This window comes from Flavobacterium humidisoli (genome assembly GCF_023272795.1).
Lineage (GTDB): Bacteria > Bacteroidota > Bacteroidia > Flavobacteriales > Flavobacteriaceae > Flavobacterium > Flavobacterium humidisoli.
The window spans coordinates 3,514,755-3,533,433 of sequence record NZ_CP096829.1 but is presented as its reverse complement, the minus strand read 5'-3'; the positions used below and the strand labels follow the sequence as shown (position 1 = coordinate 3,533,433).

General features: G+C 33.9%; 17 protein-coding genes. 3 read left to right on the top strand and 14 right to left on the bottom strand.

What is annotated here, in order from left to right; translation table 11 throughout:
• The first annotated feature begins 153 nt into the window (after positions 1 to 153).
• Positions 154 to 543, top strand: coding sequence for a bacillithiol system redox-active protein YtxJ (gene ytxJ, locus M0M44_RS15230; RefSeq protein ID WP_248726418.1), 390 nt, complete (start codon positions 154 to 156; stop codon positions 541 to 543).
• Positions 544 to 610: 67 nt separating this feature from the next.
• On the opposite strand, the gene M0M44_RS15225 is transcribed toward ytxJ, so the two are convergent.
• The gene (locus M0M44_RS15225; protein ID WP_248726417.1) at positions 611 to 1,774 is read right to left on the bottom strand and encodes a hypothetical protein; all 1,164 of its coding nucleotides are present in this window, start codon (positions 1,772 to 1,774) and stop codon (positions 611 to 613) included.
• A complete protein-coding gene (locus M0M44_RS15220) occupies positions 1,771 to 2,772 on the bottom strand; it encodes a DUF2157 domain-containing protein (protein WP_248726416.1) in 1,002 nt (333 codons plus the stop codon). The genes M0M44_RS15225 and M0M44_RS15220 overlap by 4 nt, the downstream gene beginning before the upstream one ends.
• A gap of 257 nt (positions 2,773 to 3,029) precedes the next feature.
• Between M0M44_RS15220 and M0M44_RS15215 the strand changes: the two genes are divergently transcribed.
• Positions 3,030 to 4,346 carry a pectate lyase family protein gene (locus M0M44_RS15215; RefSeq protein ID WP_248726415.1) on the top strand — a complete coding sequence of 439 codons (1,317 nt, stop codon included), beginning with the start codon at positions 3,030 to 3,032 and terminating at the stop codon, positions 4,344 to 4,346.
• Positions 4,347 to 4,424: 78 nt separating this feature from the next.
• Here the strand turns inward: M0M44_RS15215 and argH are convergent, their stop codons facing one another.
• The 11 genes from argH to M0M44_RS15160 form a co-directional block, all read right to left on the bottom strand.
• Entirely contained in the window at positions 4,425 to 5,705 is a 1,281-nt protein-coding gene (gene argH / locus M0M44_RS15210) for an argininosuccinate lyase (RefSeq protein ID WP_248726414.1), read from the bottom strand.
• Positions 5,706 to 5,844: 139 nt separating this feature from the next.
• Positions 5,845 to 6,915, bottom strand: a complete 1,071-nt coding sequence (locus M0M44_RS15205; protein WP_057118419.1) for a M20 family metallo-hydrolase — start codon at positions 6,913 to 6,915, stop codon at positions 5,845 to 5,847.
• Between the two features lie 257 nt (positions 6,916 to 7,172).
• Positions 7,173 to 7,946 (bottom strand): acetylglutamate kinase, encoded by a 774-nt coding sequence (argB, locus tag M0M44_RS15200; protein ID WP_029269663.1) that lies wholly within the window; start codon positions 7,944 to 7,946, stop codon positions 7,173 to 7,175.
• Positions 7,947 to 8,044: 98 nt separating this feature from the next.
• The gene (locus M0M44_RS15195; protein WP_248726413.1) at positions 8,045 to 8,992 is read right to left on the bottom strand and encodes an N-acetylornithine carbamoyltransferase; all 948 of its coding nucleotides are present in this window, start codon (positions 8,990 to 8,992) and stop codon (positions 8,045 to 8,047) included.
• A 149-nt stretch (positions 8,993 to 9,141) separates the two neighbouring features.
• Positions 9,142 to 9,465, bottom strand: a complete 324-nt coding sequence (locus M0M44_RS15190; RefSeq protein ID WP_248726412.1) for a GxxExxY protein — start codon at positions 9,463 to 9,465, stop codon at positions 9,142 to 9,144.
• A 70-nt stretch (positions 9,466 to 9,535) separates the two neighbouring features.
• Complete coding sequence (gene proB, locus M0M44_RS15185) at positions 9,536 to 10,297, bottom strand: glutamate 5-kinase (protein WP_248726411.1); 762 nt, start codon at positions 10,295 to 10,297, stop codon at positions 9,536 to 9,538.
• 223 nt (positions 10,298 to 10,520) lie between these two features.
• Positions 10,521 to 11,714, bottom strand: coding sequence for a glutamate-5-semialdehyde dehydrogenase (locus M0M44_RS15180; RefSeq protein ID WP_248726410.1), 1,194 nt, complete (start codon positions 11,712 to 11,714; stop codon positions 10,521 to 10,523).
• A 77-nt stretch (positions 11,715 to 11,791) separates the two neighbouring features.
• The gene (locus M0M44_RS15175) at positions 11,792 to 12,940 is read right to left on the bottom strand and encodes an aspartate aminotransferase family protein (protein WP_248726409.1); all 1,149 of its coding nucleotides are present in this window, start codon (positions 12,938 to 12,940) and stop codon (positions 11,792 to 11,794) included.
• A gap of 80 nt (positions 12,941 to 13,020) precedes the next feature.
• Complete coding sequence (argC, locus tag M0M44_RS15170; RefSeq protein ID WP_248726408.1) at positions 13,021 to 13,998, bottom strand: N-acetyl-gamma-glutamyl-phosphate reductase; 978 nt, start codon at positions 13,996 to 13,998, stop codon at positions 13,021 to 13,023.
• On the bottom strand, positions 13,991 to 15,184 hold the full coding sequence (locus M0M44_RS15165; protein WP_248726407.1) for an argininosuccinate synthase: 1,194 nt from the start codon (positions 15,182 to 15,184) through the stop codon (positions 13,991 to 13,993). Before M0M44_RS15165 ends, argC begins: the two co-directional genes overlap by 8 nt.
• A gap of 55 nt (positions 15,185 to 15,239) precedes the next feature.
• The gene (locus M0M44_RS15160; RefSeq protein WP_248726406.1) at positions 15,240 to 15,887 is read right to left on the bottom strand and encodes a GNAT family N-acetyltransferase; all 648 of its coding nucleotides are present in this window, start codon (positions 15,885 to 15,887) and stop codon (positions 15,240 to 15,242) included.
• A 201-nt stretch (positions 15,888 to 16,088) separates the two neighbouring features.
• On the opposite strand from M0M44_RS15160, the gene M0M44_RS15155 reads away from it, so the two are divergent.
• The gene (locus M0M44_RS15155) at positions 16,089 to 16,256 is read left to right on the top strand and encodes a hypothetical protein (protein ID WP_159436632.1); all 168 of its coding nucleotides are present in this window, start codon (positions 16,089 to 16,091) and stop codon (positions 16,254 to 16,256) included.
• 95 nt (positions 16,257 to 16,351) lie between these two features.
• On the opposite strand, the gene M0M44_RS15150 is transcribed toward M0M44_RS15155, so the two are convergent.
• Complete coding sequence (locus M0M44_RS15150) at positions 16,352 to 18,622, bottom strand: M1 family metallopeptidase (protein ID WP_248726405.1); 2,271 nt, start codon at positions 18,620 to 18,622, stop codon at positions 16,352 to 16,354.
• Between the last annotated feature and the right edge of the window lie 57 nt (positions 18,623 to 18,679).

Here is an 18,679-nt window from a genome sequence, read left to right as displayed (position 1 = left end):
TACGATTTATTGAGGTAAATTGTTGACTCAAATATTTTAACTTTGTATTCGAATAGACAAATTATATTCCACAGTAAAAAAACAGACAAAAAGACAGTGAAAATCAGTTTTTAAAGATTAAAGCGTGTCAAAAAGTCATAAAACAAGCCAAATATGAGTTTTTTTAATTCAATCTTCGGAAGTTCAGAGAACTCAGAAGGAACAAAAAGTAAAGTAAACTGGACAGAATTAACAAATATGCTTCAATTAATGGAAATCGAAGCCATTTCTAACGAAAAACCAGTAGTAATCTTTAAACACAGCACAAGATGCAGTATTAGCCGCATGGCTTTAAAGCAATTTGAAAGAGAATATGACCTTGAAAATGTTGTTGACGCATACTTCTTAGACTTGATAGCACACAGAGATATCTCAAACGAAATTGCAAGCAGATTTGGAGTTTATCATGAATCTCCTCAATTGATATTAATCAAAAACGGAAAAGCAGTTTACGATGTTTCGCACAGTGATATTGACGCAGAAGCATTAAAAAGTAAAGTGTAATTTTTTGTGAAATGTGAAATGTAGGAAGAAATAATATGCATTGCTTACTTTTTCACATTTCACATTTCTAAAAACTTCCGTCAGAACCTCCGCCACTGAAACCTCCTCCTCCAAATTCCATTGGAGAAGCTGTCTTAACTTCTGGTTTCATTCCGAAAGTGGAAGCCACAACTAAAGCTTCTGCATTTAACAGACTGTCTGAATGGTTGATTCTATCTGGTTTAAAAGTCAGACCACTTTCTTTTTCCTTTAATTTTCTAATTGAAAAGTAAGCTATTGCAAATAAAACCACACCGCCAAGCGTAAGCGCTATTTCGATTGGCAAAACCGAATGGTAAAATCTAATGGTATAAATTGAAAATGCAATCGCCAAAAAGCTCAACCAAAGCATTATTCGGTCTTTTGTTTTTAAAGCTTGCACCAAATAAACAATCGGTACAATAAAAGTAAACGCATAAAAGAAAAATGCAAACGGAATATCTGTTCCAGGCTGTACTTCTGTTCCTAAAAGTTCTGCAGAAAGTTCTCTTACAATCAAATAATTACAAGAAAGGTAAAATAAAACCAAGCAAAAACTATTTGCCAATAATAATCCGTTGTAATAATAACTTTTGCTTAAATGAGTCATCCTCTTTTTAGTCAAAAAATAAAATAATCCTGCGAAAATCATTGCTGCAAATGGCAAAATAGCTTTTCCAATATCTCCAAATTTAAACATTCCGAAAAATAAAAAGGCGGTTGCCGAAATACAAAACACGAGCATTGATAATACATGCAGATACCTCAAAAACATAAAAAGCGCTCCAACTGCTACAAAAAAAGCAATTACTATTTCATGACCTTCGGTTGTTATTGCTACTGCTGCGCCCAAACATAAAATCGCATTTAATATAAAAGCATCATCTAAGCCATGATTATGATATTCTTGATTTGCAAGTAATTCTGCACCTACAAATCCAACTATAGTGAAAATATAGCAGCAGATTTGAAAAAACACATTCTCTGCACTTAATCCAAATAAAGAAATTGCTCCACAAATTGAACCATATAACAAGCAACCAAGCAAAAACAAACCTATTCTAACCAGAATATTACTCTGACCTTTTAAAGCGGGCAGTTCTTTTTCTATAAATTTCTTCTGTTCCTTACTAATAAAACCTCCTTTGTACAAAGAATCTGCTTCATCAATTAAAATTTCATTCTCTAATAATTGTTTGTTGTATACTATCATTCTGCTATCTCTTTATGAAATTTTTTAATCAATTTAATAAACATTACAATCGAACCAACAAAATAAGCTGGTAATAAGAAAATTAATAATTCCCAAATATCAGAGAAGTCAACGTTTTCAAAAACTCTAAACAAAACTATATTTCCTCCGATATAAGCATAAACAATCATAAATACATATAGAGACATTGCTTTATATTGGTAACTAACTTTATAAAAGTAATAGGTTGAACCAGCTAAAATTAAAGCAAATATTACCCATGTTAATGTATCATAACCTGTTAAATTACTAATCGCAGCAATACTTACAATATGCAATGCAAAAGTGAGAAAAACTAAACCAAAATGGGTTTTTAGTGAAATTCGACTACTGTAGATGGTCCATAAAATCAGTAAAACTCCCAACATTACCGCTGAATAGCTCAAACTTTGGCTTGCATACAAATTATTACTGTCACTAAATATATCTTGTGGCGTAACCGAAAGTCCCACATACGCGGCCAGACCCGTAATTGCAATAGTTAAAACACTTCTATTATCAAAATAATAAGCACAAAAGAAACTCACAACAGTGGGTACTAAAGTCGCTAATCCGTAATGTTCTCCAAAAGGTTTGTATTGAAACTGAAGATATCCAATAAAAATACAAGTCAAGATATTGCCCGCCAAAACCAGATATTCTAAAACAGGGTGCTCAAAAGTTGTTTCTTCTTTTTGAAAACCTTTAGAATGCTTAAAACAATAAAAAAAGCAGACTGCAATCACAATTAAAAGCAATGACAGAATAGCGATGTGCCCTATAGTATCTATATTTTCATAAATCAAAACTCCAATTCCTGAAGTAAATAACAATACTGATAAATAAAGAAATAGCTTTAATTCTGCATTTAATGAAAAGATATTTAGGTTTCTATAGGTTTTTACTTCTTCCAACTGGTTTTGTGTAATTAAACCCTTCTCAAAAAGATGAAGCGCAGACTGATCTTTGAATTTTTCCATTGGTACGTTTTAAACTGGTACATCAAATATATGTATTTAGCATGAATTTTCTCCCTTTACTTTAAAACCTTTCCTGTTTTCTAAAATATCACTCCAGATCACATCATAATCAAATAGTGTAAAAACAACACTTATAAATCTATAAATCAAAACATTATAAAATAAATATTTGAAAAATTAATTTGAAATTATTTTAATTCTTTTACATTTGTGCAATCGATTACATTAACTATTAAGCCACAAAAAACCACACTTAAATGAAAACAAAAATTATTGCATTGGCATTACTTCTGCCTTGCTCCTTTCTGTTTGCACAAAACTATTTTATGAGTGCACCAGAAGGATTTGGAGCTTCAGCTACTGGAGGCGGAAATGCAACTCCTGTAACTGTGACGACTTTAACCGATTTAACAGCAAAATTAAAGCTGACTACTTCGCAGGTTATTTTAGTCTCTGGAACTATAAATTGTTCGTACACGAGCCTCCTAGTGAATGACAAGACCATTATCGGTCTTCCTGGGGCACGATTAGTAAACTTAGATCAAACCGCTGCAGGTTCTGGAATTTTAAGTTTAAAACCCGGATCAAATAATATTATCATTAGAAATCTAATTTTTGAAGGCCCAGGTGCGTATGATGTAGACGGACGTGATAATCTAACTTCTGAAGCAACTAATCTTTGGGTCGATCATTGTGAATTTCAAGACGGAATGGACGGAAATTTTGATAATAAAGGCACAGCAGATAATGTAACTGTTTCCTGGTGTAAGTTTATCTACTTAAAAGCTCCAAAAGCTGGCGGATCTGGCGGTGCTGATGATCACCGTTTTTCTGATTTAGTTGGTTCTTCTAAAACCGACGCTCCTTCTGATGGTCATTACAGCATTACTTTTAAAAACTGTTATTGGGCTGAAGGCTGTAAAGAAAGAATGCCTAGAGCAAGAAATGCCGAACTGCATATTTTAAACTGTTATTACAATACATCAGTATCGGGTTCTCTTGCAATTGGACTGGGCGGCGGAAACAATAATACAACTTGCTATGTTGAAGGAACTGACTTTGCTAAAATTGGAACTGCTTTTAAAAACTATGTGAGTACAGATGGCGGCACAATTGGAATTGCTTTTACAGATTGTTTAAATGCTCCTGCAAGTTCAGGAACTGCTGTAACTAAACCTTCTTATACTTACAGCACTTTACCAATCGCTAACGTTGCAGGATTCGTTTCGAATTCTTCTTGTGGTGCTGGAGCAACACTTCAAGTTACTGCTCAAGGCGCTGTATCTACGAGCTGCAACAATTTAGGTTTAAATGATAATGCAAATAACTTAGATCTAAAATATTATCCATCGGTTATTAATCGTCTTTTAAATATAGATTTTTCAAGTACAGATAATGGATTGGCTCAGGTTAATTTATTTTCATCGAATGGTGCAAAAGTATATTCGCAATCAAAAAATATTTCTGCTGATGAAAAATTAGAACTGAATGTTGGAAATCTTGCTAAAGGATTTTATATATGCAAAGTACAAATAGAAAACCGAAGCAAGACTTTTAAACTGGTAAAGAATTAAATTCATAATAAAAAAGGTCATTGAAACAAATCAATGACCTTTTTACTTTTTATACCCAACTTTTCACATTTCGCAATATTAAAAAGCAGCTTTCATTTTATCTTTAATTGCATCAAGACATAAATTATTAATGCTTCCTTCATGCGTATGTTTGGTTTCTTTTGGAGATTTATACGTTCCCGCTTCTAATTGCTCAGCAACAGCTTTATAAGCATCTCTAAATGGCATTCCTGCTACAACCATTTCGTTTAAAGTATCAACCGTAAACAAATAATCGTATTTTTTATCTTCTAAAATATGATCTTTAACCGTAATATCCTTTATAGAAAATATTGCAATATCCAAACAAGATTTTAAAGTCTGAATCGCTGGGAATAAACCTTCTTTTAAAAGCTGTAAATCTCTATGATAACCGCTTGGAAGATTATTGGTGATTAAAGTGATTTCGTACGGAAGCGATTGAATCTTATTGCATTTTCCTCTGATTAATTCGAAAACATCCGGATTTTTCTTGTGAGGCATAATGCTTGAACCTGTTGTAAGATGCGCTGGAAGACCAATAAAGTCAAAGTTCTGACTCATATACAAACAAACGTCCATGGCAAATTTTGATAGCGTTCCAGCCACGCTTGTCATCGCAAAAGCAACGGTTTTCTCTGCTTTTCCGCGGCTCATTTGTGCAGCAACGGCATTGTACTTTAAGGTTTCAAATCCTAATTCTTTTGTTGTAAAGGTTCTGTTGATTGGGAATGAACTTCCGTAACCCGCAGCAGAACCTAACGGATTCTGATCTACGATTTTTGAAGCTGCGTTTAACATCGTAATATCATCAATCAAACTTTCAGCGTAAGCAGAAAACCACATTCCGAAAGACGATGGCATCGCGATTTGTAAATGCGTATAACCCGGCAATAAAACATTTTGATGTTTTTCTGCCGATTCCATTAACAAGTCAAATAATGTTTTAACTTGTTCTTTTATGGCTTTTAATTCGTCTTTTAGATACAAATGAACGTCTACCAAAACTTGATCGTTACGAGAACGCGCGGTATGTATTTTCTTTCCTGCATCGCCTAATTTTACTGTTAGAAGATATTCTATTTTAGAATGCACATCTTCGAAACTGTCTTCTATTTCGAAATTACCCACTACAATATCTGCTATAATTTCGTTTAATGCATCGACTAAAGAAGTGGTTTCTTCTTCAGTTAATAAACCAATTTGTCCCAGCATTTTAGCATGAGCAATTGAACCTAAAGCATCGTATTTTGCCAGAACCAAATCCAGTTCACGGTCGTTTCCTACTGTAAATTGTTCGATTTGTTTATCTGTTGGTATTCCTTTTTCCCAAAGTTTCATAGGTTATGTTTTTTTTCGCCACGAATTCACGAATTATTTTTTCAAATCTTTGCGATTATTTTTTTCAAATTAATTCGAATTAATATCTTGTTCATATAGTAAAAAAACAATTCGTGAATTCGTGGCGGTTTTTCTTTTCTTATAATTTAAAGAAATCGGTTAGTATTTTGATGTACAAATCGACTCCTTCTTCAATTTCATTTACAAAAATAAATTCGTCTGCTGAATGCGAACGCAACGTTTCTCCTGGTCCTAATTTTAACGACTGACAGCTCAAAACCGATTGATCTGAAAGTGTTGGAGATCCATAAGTTGTTCTTCCTAAAGCAATTCCAGCCTGCACTAAACCGTGCGCAACTGGAATAGACGAAGCGTTTAAATGCATGGATCTTGGCGTTACTTCGGCATTTACATTGGCTTTCACCACTTCCAAAATTTCAGCATTGGTATAGCGGTCTGTTACACGAATATCTACAACCAAATCGCATTCTGATGGCACTACATTATGCTGTTTACCTGCATTGATTTGCGTTACGGTCATTTTTACAGGACCTAAAACGTCTGAGATTTTGTCGAATTTATAGTTTTTAAACCATTCCATTACTGGAATTGATTTGTATAAAGCATTATCGTCGTTTTGATGTGCGGCGTGGCTTGCGGTTCCTTTTACTTTTACATCCAAAACCAATAAACCTTTTTCGGCAACGGCTAATTGCATTAAAGTTGGTTCTCCTACAATCGCACAATCTAATTCTGGTAAATGTTTTAAAACGCTGTTTAAACCATTTTTTCCGCTGCTTTCTTCTTCGGCGGAAGCCACAATAACGATATTATGCGATAGATTTTGGTTTTCGTAAAAGTGAACAAAAGTCGCTAATAATGACACCAGACAGCCTCCAGCATCATTGCTTCCTAATCCGAATAGTTTTCCGTCTTTTTCGATAGCTTTAAACGGGTCGTTGGTATACGCCTGATTAGGTCTTACTGTATCGTGATGTGAGTTAAGTAAAAGTGTTGGTTTGTTCTCGTCGAAATACTTATTGAAAGCCCACACATTGTTGTTTTCTCTCTTGAAAGGAATTTCATTCTGATTGAACCAATTTTCGATTAAAAGAGCCGTCTGATCTTCTTCACTTGAAAATGAAGGGGTTTCGATTAAGCTTTTTAATAAACTAATTGCTTCTTGGGTAAGCGTATCTATACTTTTCATAAGTTTGGTTTCTTTGCCACGAAGGCGCGAAGTCACAAAGTTTTTAATTAAATCTGCGACATTTTTGATTGGCGCAAATTTCTAAAATTAAATTCTAAAAGCATTGCGCAGCTCCGTTTTTTTGCCACTACTCGCACGAATTTTCACAAATTATCTTTTTGTGACAGATTTAAAATCAAAATAAACTTTTTCATGTAAGTCTAAAATTATTTTCTCTTTTAACTGAAAAAATCAGAGTCAAATTGTGGCAACATTTTTTATAATGTAATCGTTGTATGCGGAATATTTGAGTTTTGAAGCATTCTGTGATGTCCAATTTTGATTTTCTGCACCCCTCTTGACAAACTATTGAAACAGTTATCCAATTTTGGAATCATTCCAGAATGGATTACTTTTTCTTCTTTTAGTTTATTGTATAATGTTTCGTTGATTTCAGTAATTACAGACGAATCGTCTTCTGAATCCTGCAAAACGCCTTGTTTTTCAAAACAATATGTCAGCGTAACATCAAAAACTTCAGATAATGCAATTGATAATTCGCTTGCTATAGTATCCGCATTTGTGTTTAGTAATTGTCCGTTTTTATCGTGTGTAATGGCACAGAAAACAGGAACAACTCCAGCTTCTAATAAAGTTGCCAATAATTTGGTATTGACTTGTTTTACATCGCCTACAAATCCGTAATCGATTGTTGGGTGGTTTCTTTTTACCGACTGAATTAAATTCCCGTCAGCTCCTGAAAAACCAATTGCATTATTGTCTTTGGCCTGCAATTGCGCCACAATATGTTTGTTGATTTGTCCGGCATAAATCATTACTACAACGTCAAGCATTGGAGCATCTGTAATTCGGCGGCCGTCAATCATTTGCGGAACTAAACCAATACTCTGCGCCATTTTTGTAGCCGATTTTCCACCACCGTGAACTAGAACTTTATAACCTTCAATTTTAGAAAAATCGGTTAAGAATTGTTCTAATTCTGCTGGGTTGTCGATGATGTTTCCACCTATTTTTATTACTGATACATTCATAAGATTCTAAGGTTCTGAGATTCTAAGATACTAAGTTTTTCTGTGCGCAAAGTTTCTTAGCATCTTAGTAGCTTAGAATCTTAGCAACTTTAAAAAAATTATATTTTTTTAAGAATCTTCTGTAAAACTAATTGTGCAGAATACGTTCTGTTATTCGCTTGTTCAATTACAATTGAATTTTCTCCGTCTAAAACTTCATCGCTAACAATTACGTTACGACGAACAGGAAGACAGTGCATGAATTTTCCATTGTTGGTTAAAGCCATTTTTTCAGCTGTAACGGTCCAGTTCGGATCGCTGTTGGTTACTTTTCCGTAATCGTTAAAATTACTCCAGTTTTTTACGTAAACGAAATCGGCATTTTCGAAAGCTTTATCTTGATCATATTCGATTGTGCAGTCTTTTGTAATTTCCGGACTTAGCTCGTAACCTTCTGGATGTGTGATTACAAAATCCATATCTTTTTGCATCTGCATCATTTCTACGAATGAATTAGCAACGGCTTGTGGTAACGCTTTTGGATGTGGAGCCCATGAAAGCACTACTTTTGGTTTGTGTTTCGTTTTGAATTCTTCCATTGTAATGGCGTCTGCCAAAGATTGTAATGGGTGACGAACAGCACTTTCCATGTTTACAATTGGCACTGTAGCGTATTTCAAGAATCCTGAAATTACAGTTTCCTGATAATCTTTTTCTTTATCTACCAAACCTGCAAAGGCACGGATTGCGATAATATCACAGTATTGAGAAACTACTTCTGCAGCTTCTTTAATATGTTCTGAAGCACCAGAATTCATAACCGCTCCATCTTCAAATTCTAATGTCCATCCTTCATTGGTAAAATTCATTACCATTACGTTCATTCCTAAGTTTAAAGCCGCTTTTTGTGTACTCAAACGCGTTCTTAAACTCGGATTGAAGAATAACATACCTAAGGTTTTGTTTTTTCCTAAACTTTGATTTTTAAGCGGATTTTTTTTAATTTTTATCGCTTGTTTTACCCATTTTGATAATGAGTTGATGTCTTTTATTGAGATATAGTTCATTTGTTTTTTGTTTTTGTTAGTTGTCTAAAATTAGACGCTGATTATACGGATTCGCTATCGCGAAGACGCTGATTTATACGGATTTTCGATTCTTACTTTGCGATTATTTTCGAAAATTTTCCGCCTAAATTCTGGTTTTGTACCAAAATTTAAAGTAAACCTACTTCACAATTTGTTCCTTTTAGATAATTTAAAATTTGATTTTCAAATTCTTTCACTATGCAATCTGCTGCTTTTAATTCTAAAATAATTAAATCTTCTACTATTAAGTCGGCATAATATTGTCCAACTTCAATTCCTTTATAATAAACTTCTATTTTCTTTTGAGCTTCAACCTTCAATCCTTTACTTTTTAGTTCTAAGTATAATGAATTTTGATAAACTCTTTCTAAAAAACCATATCCCAATTCATTATACACTTCATAAAAAGTTTTAATTATAGTATCCGTCAACTCCTCATGCAATAAATTCATATTTCAACATTTAAAAATCCGTAAAAATCCGCGTTTTCACGAAGTGAATCCGTGTCATCTGCGTATAAATCTACACAATTTTTGTGAAAGAAATTTCTTCCTTTAATGCTTTCAATATAAAATTATCATTTAATCCGTTTACGATCCAGGTTTCTATATTGGCGGCTTTTGCGATTCCGGCTGCTTCTATTTTAGACTGCATTCCTCCTGTTCCATGTGATGATTTTGATTCACCGATTTCTTTTTCAAGCGTTTTTAAATCACTTACCAATTTTATCGTTTCCGGAATTTCATCGTCAATAGAATCTTTCGTATAAATTCCGTTTGTATTAGTGGCAATGATCAGAATATCAACATTTAAAAGAACAGCAGTCAGTGCCGCTAATTTATCGTTATCTCCAAACCGAATCTCATCTGTTGCAACAGTATCGTTTTCATTGATAATCGGAATGTAATTGTTTTTAACTAAAACATTAATTGTATTTACAATGTTCTTTTTGGTTTGCTCTTTTTCAAAATCAGAATAAGAAAGTAAACACTGTGAGGTATTTAATCCTAAATCCTTAAAATTTTCATTGTAAATCCGCATTAAATGTGGTTGTCCAATAGAGGCTAAAGCCTGCTTTACAAAAACATCTTTATCTTGATTATCGAGCTTTACAAACTGCTTTGCCGCTGCAATAGCTCCAGAACTGACTATAATAAATTCGTATTCGTCGTTTAAAGCCGCAATCTGAATTCCGAGGTCTTCAATCTTTCCCCGCGAAATATGATTGGTTTCTTTGGTTAAAGTATTACTTCCTATTTTTAATAAAATCCGTTTTTTTGCCATGTCTTTTGTTTTTGCCACGAAGGCGCTAAGGCACTAAGTTCTTTTTAACGCAAAGGGCGCAAGGTTTTTTTTATTGTTTGTGTTTACAAACGTTAAGTTCGCAAAGCTAAATCTTTATATAAATTCCAAATTTTAAATTCCAAATTCCAATAAATCTGAAATTAAAAATCGTTAATCATCAATCTAAAATCTAATCCCGAGGCTTCGGGACTAAAATCTACAATTATCGTATTTGTCCTTCTCCGTAGACGTACCACTTATTGGTTACTAAATGCTGTAAACCAATTGGACCTCTTTGGTGAAGTTTATCAGTGCTTATGGCTAATTCTCCACCTAAACCAAATTGCCCTCCGTCTGTAAAACGGCTTGAAGCATTTTGATAAACAGCGGCAGCATCAACTGCATCCATAAATTCTTTGGCTACTTGGTCGTCTCTGGTAATAATTACGGCTGAATGTCCTCCGCAGTATTTATTAATTTTATCAATTGCATGTTCCTCAGAATCAATTGTTCCGATTACAATTTTATAATCTAAAAACTCTTCGTACCAAATATCTTCGTTTTGAAGGGTTTCTGTATCTTCAAAATTTTCTAAAGATTTGTCAACGATAACTTCAACCTTATTTTCTTTTAATGTTTCAATTAAAATGGCTGTAAAACCTTCAAAATTAGGAAGCTTAGAATCTATTAAAACTTTATCAACCGCATTACAAGCTGAAATTTTAGCTGTTTTGGCATTCAGAATTACCTTTAAAGCCAAATCAGTATCTGCTTTTTCATGAACGTAAACAAAATTATTGCCACGTCCGCTAACAATTACTGGGCAAGTTGCGTGTGCTTTTACAAACTCAATTAATTTTTCTCCTCCTCTTGGAACAATTAAATCGACTTTTTGAGTTGGTTTTTCCAAAAATGCCTGAGTTTCTGCACGATTATAATTCAGATATTCTACCCAATCTTTTGAAACTCCGTTTTCTTGTAAAGCTTTATGCCAAAGACTTACAATTTTTAAATTTGATTTTAAAGATTCTTTTCCTCCTTTTAATAAAATCTTATTTCCGGATTTAAAAGCAATTCCGCCCGCTTCAATTGTAACATCTGGACGTGATTCATAAATAATTAAAATCGTTCCGAAAGCGGCTGTTTTATTAATAACTTTTATTCCATTATCATGAGTAAAATGAAAACGCTCAACGCCAACGGGATCTTCTTGAGAAGCCAATTGGTTTAACGATAAAATCATCTCATCGACTTTTTTATCATCTACTTTTAAGCGTTCTTCCATCGCTAAATCTGAACCGTCGTAATCAGCAAGATCTTCCTGATTGGTTAGGATAATCTGACTCCGCTCCTGCTCAACCAGTTTGGCCATGGAGCGCAAAACGAGATTGCGTTTTTCAATTGATAATGGATTCATTTTTTTTTGGTTTAATTGGTTAATCGTTAATTCGTTTAATCGATTAATCAGTTAAACGATTAAACGAATTAACAGTTCTAGATAAACTTAATCTTAAGTTCTTCTAAACTCTCTTTTAAAGCTTTTACAAACGTATCAATATCAGCTTTTTTCACAGTTAAAGGCGGTAAAATTCTTAACAAGTTTTTATTGTTGGCACTTCCTGTAAAAATATGTTTTTCGATGATCAGTTTTTTTCTTAAAGCTGCAACATCAAAATCAAATTCAACTCCAAGCATTAAGCCTTTTCCTTTTACTTGTTTGATTTCCTCAACTTCTTTGATTTTTTCTAAGAAATATTCATAAACTTCGTTTACATTTTTCTGTAAATCTAGTTTTTCGATTACATCCAAAACTGCGATTCCCGCTGCACAAGATAAATGGCTTCCGCCGAAAGTAGTTCCCAATAATCCAAAACTTGCTTCAAATTTTGGAGAAATCAAAATGGCTCCAACCGGAAATCCGTTGCCCATTCCTTTTGCAACTGAAATAATATCAGCGTTTATTCCGTGATGTTGGAAAGCGAAGAATTTCCCGCTTCTTCCGTATCCTGATTGCACTTCGTCTAAAATCAAAACCACATCATGTTTTTTACATGCTTTTTCTAAAGCTTGGAAAAATTCCGTTGTTCCTTGGTCTAACCCTCCAACTCCTTGAATTCCTTCGATAATTACTGCTGTTACATCTCCTTTAGCCAATTCCGCTTCGACTAATTCGATTTGGTTTAGCGGTAAAAAAGTAACAACTTGCTGTGCATTTATTGGCGCAACAATCTTTTTATTGTCCGTAACCGCAACAGCAGCAGAAGTTCTTCCATGAAATGAATTGTCAAAAGCTACCACTCTTGATTTTCCGTTATGGAAAGAAGCTAGTTTTAAGGCATTTTCGTTTGCTTCAGCACCAGAACTGCATAAAAACAATTCATAATCTTCTAAACCTGAAAGCTTTCCTAATTTCTGAGCCAATTCAACCTGTAAAGGGTTCTGAATTGCATTGGAATAAAATCCTAAATGGTCTAATTGATTCTTCAATTTTGCTACATAATCAGGCTGTGTGTGTCCGATAGAAATCACACCATGTCCGCTGTATAAATCTAAGTATTCTACTCCTTTGTCGTCAATAATTTTACAATCTATTGCTTTTACTGGAGTTATGTTGTATAATGGGTAAACGTTGAATAAGTTCATCTTTTTGTTTTGTTTATTTGTTTCAGGTTTCAAGTTGCTCGCAGAACGTGTAACTTGAAACTTTAAACCTGAAACTATTATTAAAATCCGCTTGGTTTCAAATGTAAACCTGTGGTTTCTTCTAAACCGAACATTAAATTCATGTTTTGAATTGCTTGTCCTGAAGCACCTTTGGTTAAGTTATCGATAATTGATGTTATGAGAACCCGGTTTCCTTTTTTTAATAAACTAATAATACATTTATTCGTTTGCACCACCTGCTTCATGTTGATGTTTGTTGTGGTAACCGTTACGAAAGGCTCATTTTTATAGAACTCTTCGTATTTCGCCACTAATTGCTCCAAACTATCATCGCATAATGTATATAAAGTTGCAAAAATTCCTCTTGGAAAATCTCCTCTGTTCGGAATAAAAAGCAATTCGCTGTCAAAATCGTCTTGCAGTTGCACCAAACTTTCTCCGATTTCTCCTAAATGTTGATGCTCAAAAGCTTTATAATGTGACATATTATTGTTTCTCCAGCTAAAATGTGAGGTTTCAGAAAGACTCACACCTGCTCCTGTACTTCCGGTTGTCGCATTAATATGAACATCATTATTCAGTAAATTATGTTCCGCTAAAGGCAATAATGCCAACTGAATTGCCGTCGCAAAACAACCTGGATTTGCGATATAATTTGCTTTTTTGATTTCCGTTTTATTGATTTCAGGCAAACCATAAACAAAGTCTTTTCCTTCGAAATGAGCGTCTTTGTTCAATCTGAAATCATTTCCTAAATCAATGATTTTAGTATGACTTGCAAACTGATTTTCTTTCAAAAATGAAATCGACTTTCCATGACCTAAACACAAGAAAACAACATTCACATTTGGATTTATTTCAGCTGTGAAATTCATTTCAATATCGCCCATCAAATCTTGGTGCGCTACAGAAAGCGGTTTCCCTGCATTTGTAGTACTGTAAACAAAGTCGATGTTTACTTTCGGGTGATACATTAAAATTCTGATGAGTTCTCCGGCCGTGTAGCCCGAACCACCAATAATTCCGACATTAATCATGATCTAATTTGTTTACAGATGAGAAAATATTTTGTGCATTTCCTAAAATCTTAATAAATCCTTTTGCATCGTCAGATGTCCAAGCATTGTTCATTTCGCCGTATTGACCAAAACCTGTGTTCATTAAATCATTTTCAGATTCAATTCCGTCAAGTGAGAAATGATATGGTTTTAATGAAACTGTTACGGTTCCGTTTACTGTTTTTTGAGTGTCTTGCAAGAAAGTTTCAATATTTCTCATAACAGGATCTAAGAACTGGCCTTCGTGGAATAACATTCCGTACCAGTTTCCTAGTTGTTCTTTCCAGTATTGTTGCCATTTTCCAAGAGTATGTTTCTCTAATAAATGGTGCGCTTTGATGATAATTAACGGAGCTGCGGCTTCAAAACCAACTCTTCCTTTAATTCCGATAATCGTATCTCCAACGTGAATATCTCTACCAATTGCATAAGCGCTTGCCAATTTTTCAAGAGCTACAATATTATTTGATGGCTTATCTGTTTTTCCGTTTAAACCAACTAATTCTCCTTGTTCAAAGTGAAGCGTTACTTTTTCTTCTCCTTCTTTTTGCAGTTGAGAAGGATAAGCTTCACTTGGCAACGGTTGGCTTGAAGTTAAAGTTTCTTTTCCTCCAACACTTGTTCCCCAAAGTCCTTTATTGATAGAATATTGTGCTTTTTCCCAAGAATAATGAACTCCGTTTTGAGCTAGATAATCTACTTCTTCTTGTCTTGACAATTTTAAATCTCTAATTGGCGTAATGATTTCAATTTCTGGAGCAATAGTTTGGAAAATCAAATCAAAACGGATTTGATCGTTTCCTGCACCAGTACTTCCGTGAGCGATTGCAGTTGCTCCTACTTTTTTCGCATATTTTATAGCTTCAATTGCTTGAAAAACACGTTCAGCACTTACTGATAACGGATAAGTATTGTTTTTTAAGACATTTCCGAAAATCAAATATTTTATAGCTTTATCGTAATATTTGTCTAAAATCGTTAAGTTGGCGTGCTGCGCACTTCCTAATTCGTAGGCTCTTTTTTCTATTGCTGATAATTCTTCTGCGCTAAATCCTCCTGTATCAACAAGAACGGTATGAACCTCATAACCTTTTTCGTTTTTTAAATATTTCAAACAATACGAGGTATCTAATCCTCCGCTATAAGCTAATACTACTTTTTTCATTTTTTATAATTTAGGCTAATACTTTCGTATATAGCAGTTTGAGATTTCTTTTTAATTAAATTTTGAATAAAAAAACAAATGACAATAATTTGTTTAAGAATAAAGCCTGTTTGATTTTTTTAAGTCTGCTTAAAACAGCCTCGTTAAAAGGGTGTCTTGGCGGTGTTTTTTGTTTTTCTTTTGGATCGTACAACATTCCAGTGCAAAGACACATTTTGTTTTCTTTGCTTTGTAAAATTGGGAAATTTGTACAAGTTTTACAGCCTGCCCAAAAGCTTGGATCGGTTGTCAATTCTGAGAAAGGAACCGGTTTATAGCCTAATTCAGAGTTAATTTTCATAACAGCCAAACCAGTAGTAATTCCAAATATCTTAGCATCTGGAAATCTTTTCAAAGAATAATCAAAAACTTTGGATTTTATTTTTTTGGCCAAACCATGACTTCTATAATCTGGATGTACAATTAATCCTGAATGAGCGACAAATTTTCCGTGCTGCCAACTTTCTATATAGCAAAAACCTGCAAATTTTCCGTCTGCCAAAGCAATCATCGCATCACCATTTGCCATTTTTTTCTGAATGTACTCAGGAGTTCTTTTAGCAATCCCCGTGCCTCTTAATAAGGCAGACGATTCTATCGTATCACAGATTTCCTGTGCATACTTAAAATGTTCTTCTTGAGTTACAACAATAGAGATCTTCATTTCAATTATTGAAGTTAGAGTTAAAAATTAAAGCATATTGATTCGCTTGAAATCCAGAATTGAATCCAATAAAATTAAGCATAAAATAAGTAACACCCTCAAAACCAAAACATTGATTAAGAAAATTTACAAAATAATAAATACTTTTAGGATGCGTTTGTCCAATGGACAAATTATGTGATTTCAAAATGAAAAATGGATATGAATAAATATACGGCTATAAAACTCAGTGAACACTATAGAGATAGTGTCCGTACTTCGGGAGAAGTAATCGGTGAGTTTGTCCGTGACAAAGAAGTTATATGTAAACTTATTTTATTCATTGGTGCAAAAGTACATCTTTTTTTTATTTACAAAACAAAAAATTAAAATTCTAACATTTTTTTTAGGTTTTGTTAATATGTATAAAAACAAAAACCCGATAATTATTTCTAACTATCGGGTTCTAAATATTTTACAAAAAATTACTTTCTTGTAAATTGCATAACTTGGCCATTTCCTAAAATAGTCATATCGAAACCAGTTTTTGCTTCATTAAATTTAAACTTTAATCCAGCTCTTGGCGACTCAAAAGTATCTTTTTCATTTGGAACAGGATCTAAAGAAAAGTTTGGATAATTTGGAAGTTCAGCTGTTAAAACACTATTTCTATCAACCAAATTAATAGTTAAAGGAGATTTAGCCGTAACGTAATTACCTAAGTATCCATCTATTATAACCGCTTTCTCTACTATACCTTTTCCTGCAGTCCAAACATTATTAGATTCATTATAATCTGGAAAAACGTGATCTGGATCAAGGGTTATAGTTTCAATTTCTTCTGTTGAATTGTGTTTGAAAGACCAGCTGTTATTGCGCTGCCAGATTTCTACTGGAAGATTAACTCTCGTTACTTTTCCGCTTTTTGTTTTTACATCCAAAACAATTGGCATTGGCATTTTTTCAAAATTCTCAACTGTAATAATTACTCCTTTTGAAGGATCATTTTTTACATATTTAATAGAGTTGATTCCTTGATCGAATCTCCAATTGTTTACGTACCAGCTTCTCCAGAACCAGCTTAAATCTTCACCAGCAACATTTTCCATTGATCTAAAGAAATCATCTGGTTGTGGGTGTTTGTAAGCCCAACGCTCAATATAAGTTCTAAAAGCCGTATCAAAACGCTCTTTTCCTAAAACCTGTTCTCTTAAAAGGACAAGACCTGCACTTGGTTTGAAATAACACAACATACCAATATTCTTTTCTTTCATGTTATCAGGAGAACTCATAATCGTTTCTAAATCAGGACGAGTGAAAGATTCTGCTTCTTGATGTAAATCTGTTGGCTGTTCTTTGTACTCTCCATTATTGAATGTAGCAGTACTTAATGAGTTAATGAAAGTATTAAATCCTTCATCCATCCAAGCGAATAATCTCTCGTTTGAACCTACAATCATTGGGAACCAGATATGACCAAATTCGTGATCTGTTACTCCCCAAAGATCTTGGCCTTTCGATTTCCATCCGCAAAAAACAATTCCAGGATATTCCATACCGCCTTCATTACCTGCAACGTTTGTGGCTGCCGGGTAAGGATATTCGAACCATTGTTTAGAATAATGTTCGATTGAAGCTTTCACATATTCTGTCGAGCGTCCATAAGCACCTTGCCCATCACTTTCAACTGGATAAGCAGATAATGCTAATGATTTTTTACCGCTTGGAAGGTTAATTTTAGCTCCATCTAAGATAAAAGCAGGAGACGATGCCCAAGAAAAATCACGTGCATTTTTGATTTTATAATGCCATGTTTTTTCAGTTCCTGAGTTGCTATTTGCTGTTGCGTTAACTTCATCAGCAGTACGAATCATAACTGTTTTATCACTGTTTGAAGCGTCTTTATATCTTTTTAATTGCTCAGCAGAAAACACTTCTTGACCATTTAGTAATTCTCCAGAAGCTACAACATAGTGATTTCCAGGAACTGTAAGTTTTACATCAAAGTCTCCATATTCCAAATAAAACTCAGATGCACCTAAATACGGAGCCGTATTCCACCCTCTTACATCATCGTACACACACATACGCGGATACCACTGTGCAATTGTAAAGATTTTTCCGTTTTTTGTTTCTAAAACTCCCATTCTATCAGACCCCTCGAAAGGTGCGATGAAAGAAAATTCGATTTTAACTTTTACAGAGCCTCCTTTTGCAGCTAATTCTTGTGGAAGGAAAATCTGCATTCTTGTGTCTGTAATTATATATTTAGCAACTGTTTCTGTTTTAGTTTTTCCACCAATAATTACTTTTACAGATTTAATTTTATTTCCGCCATCAAAAACTTGTCCTTGAGCTCCATTACGGCTTCCTGTCAAAGGTACAACAGCGTTTCCTCTAGAATCTTCTTTGAATAAGTTCTGATCTAAATTCAGCCAAAGAAATGATAATTTATTAGGGCTATTATTCGTATAGGTAATCTCATCTGTTCCTACAATCTCGTTTGTAGTTGCATTTAATTTTGCCGTAATTTGATAATCGGCTCTATTCTGCCAATACTCAACTCCTGGCTCACCACTTGCAGTACGAGTTGACGTAGCATTTTTGGTGTAAAAATGAGGACCAAAGGCATCATGATAATTGTAATTGTTTACCGGATTTGCTGCTGTCGCTGACGGGGTTTGCTGCGCCCATACTGAAGAAATCCCAAAAAATAAAGCCGCGGTTAAAATGGCTTTTGCAGATTGCTTTTTCATATTTTTTAGCTGTTTATGTAGCAAATTAATGAAAAAAAAAGCTATTTACAGAGAAAT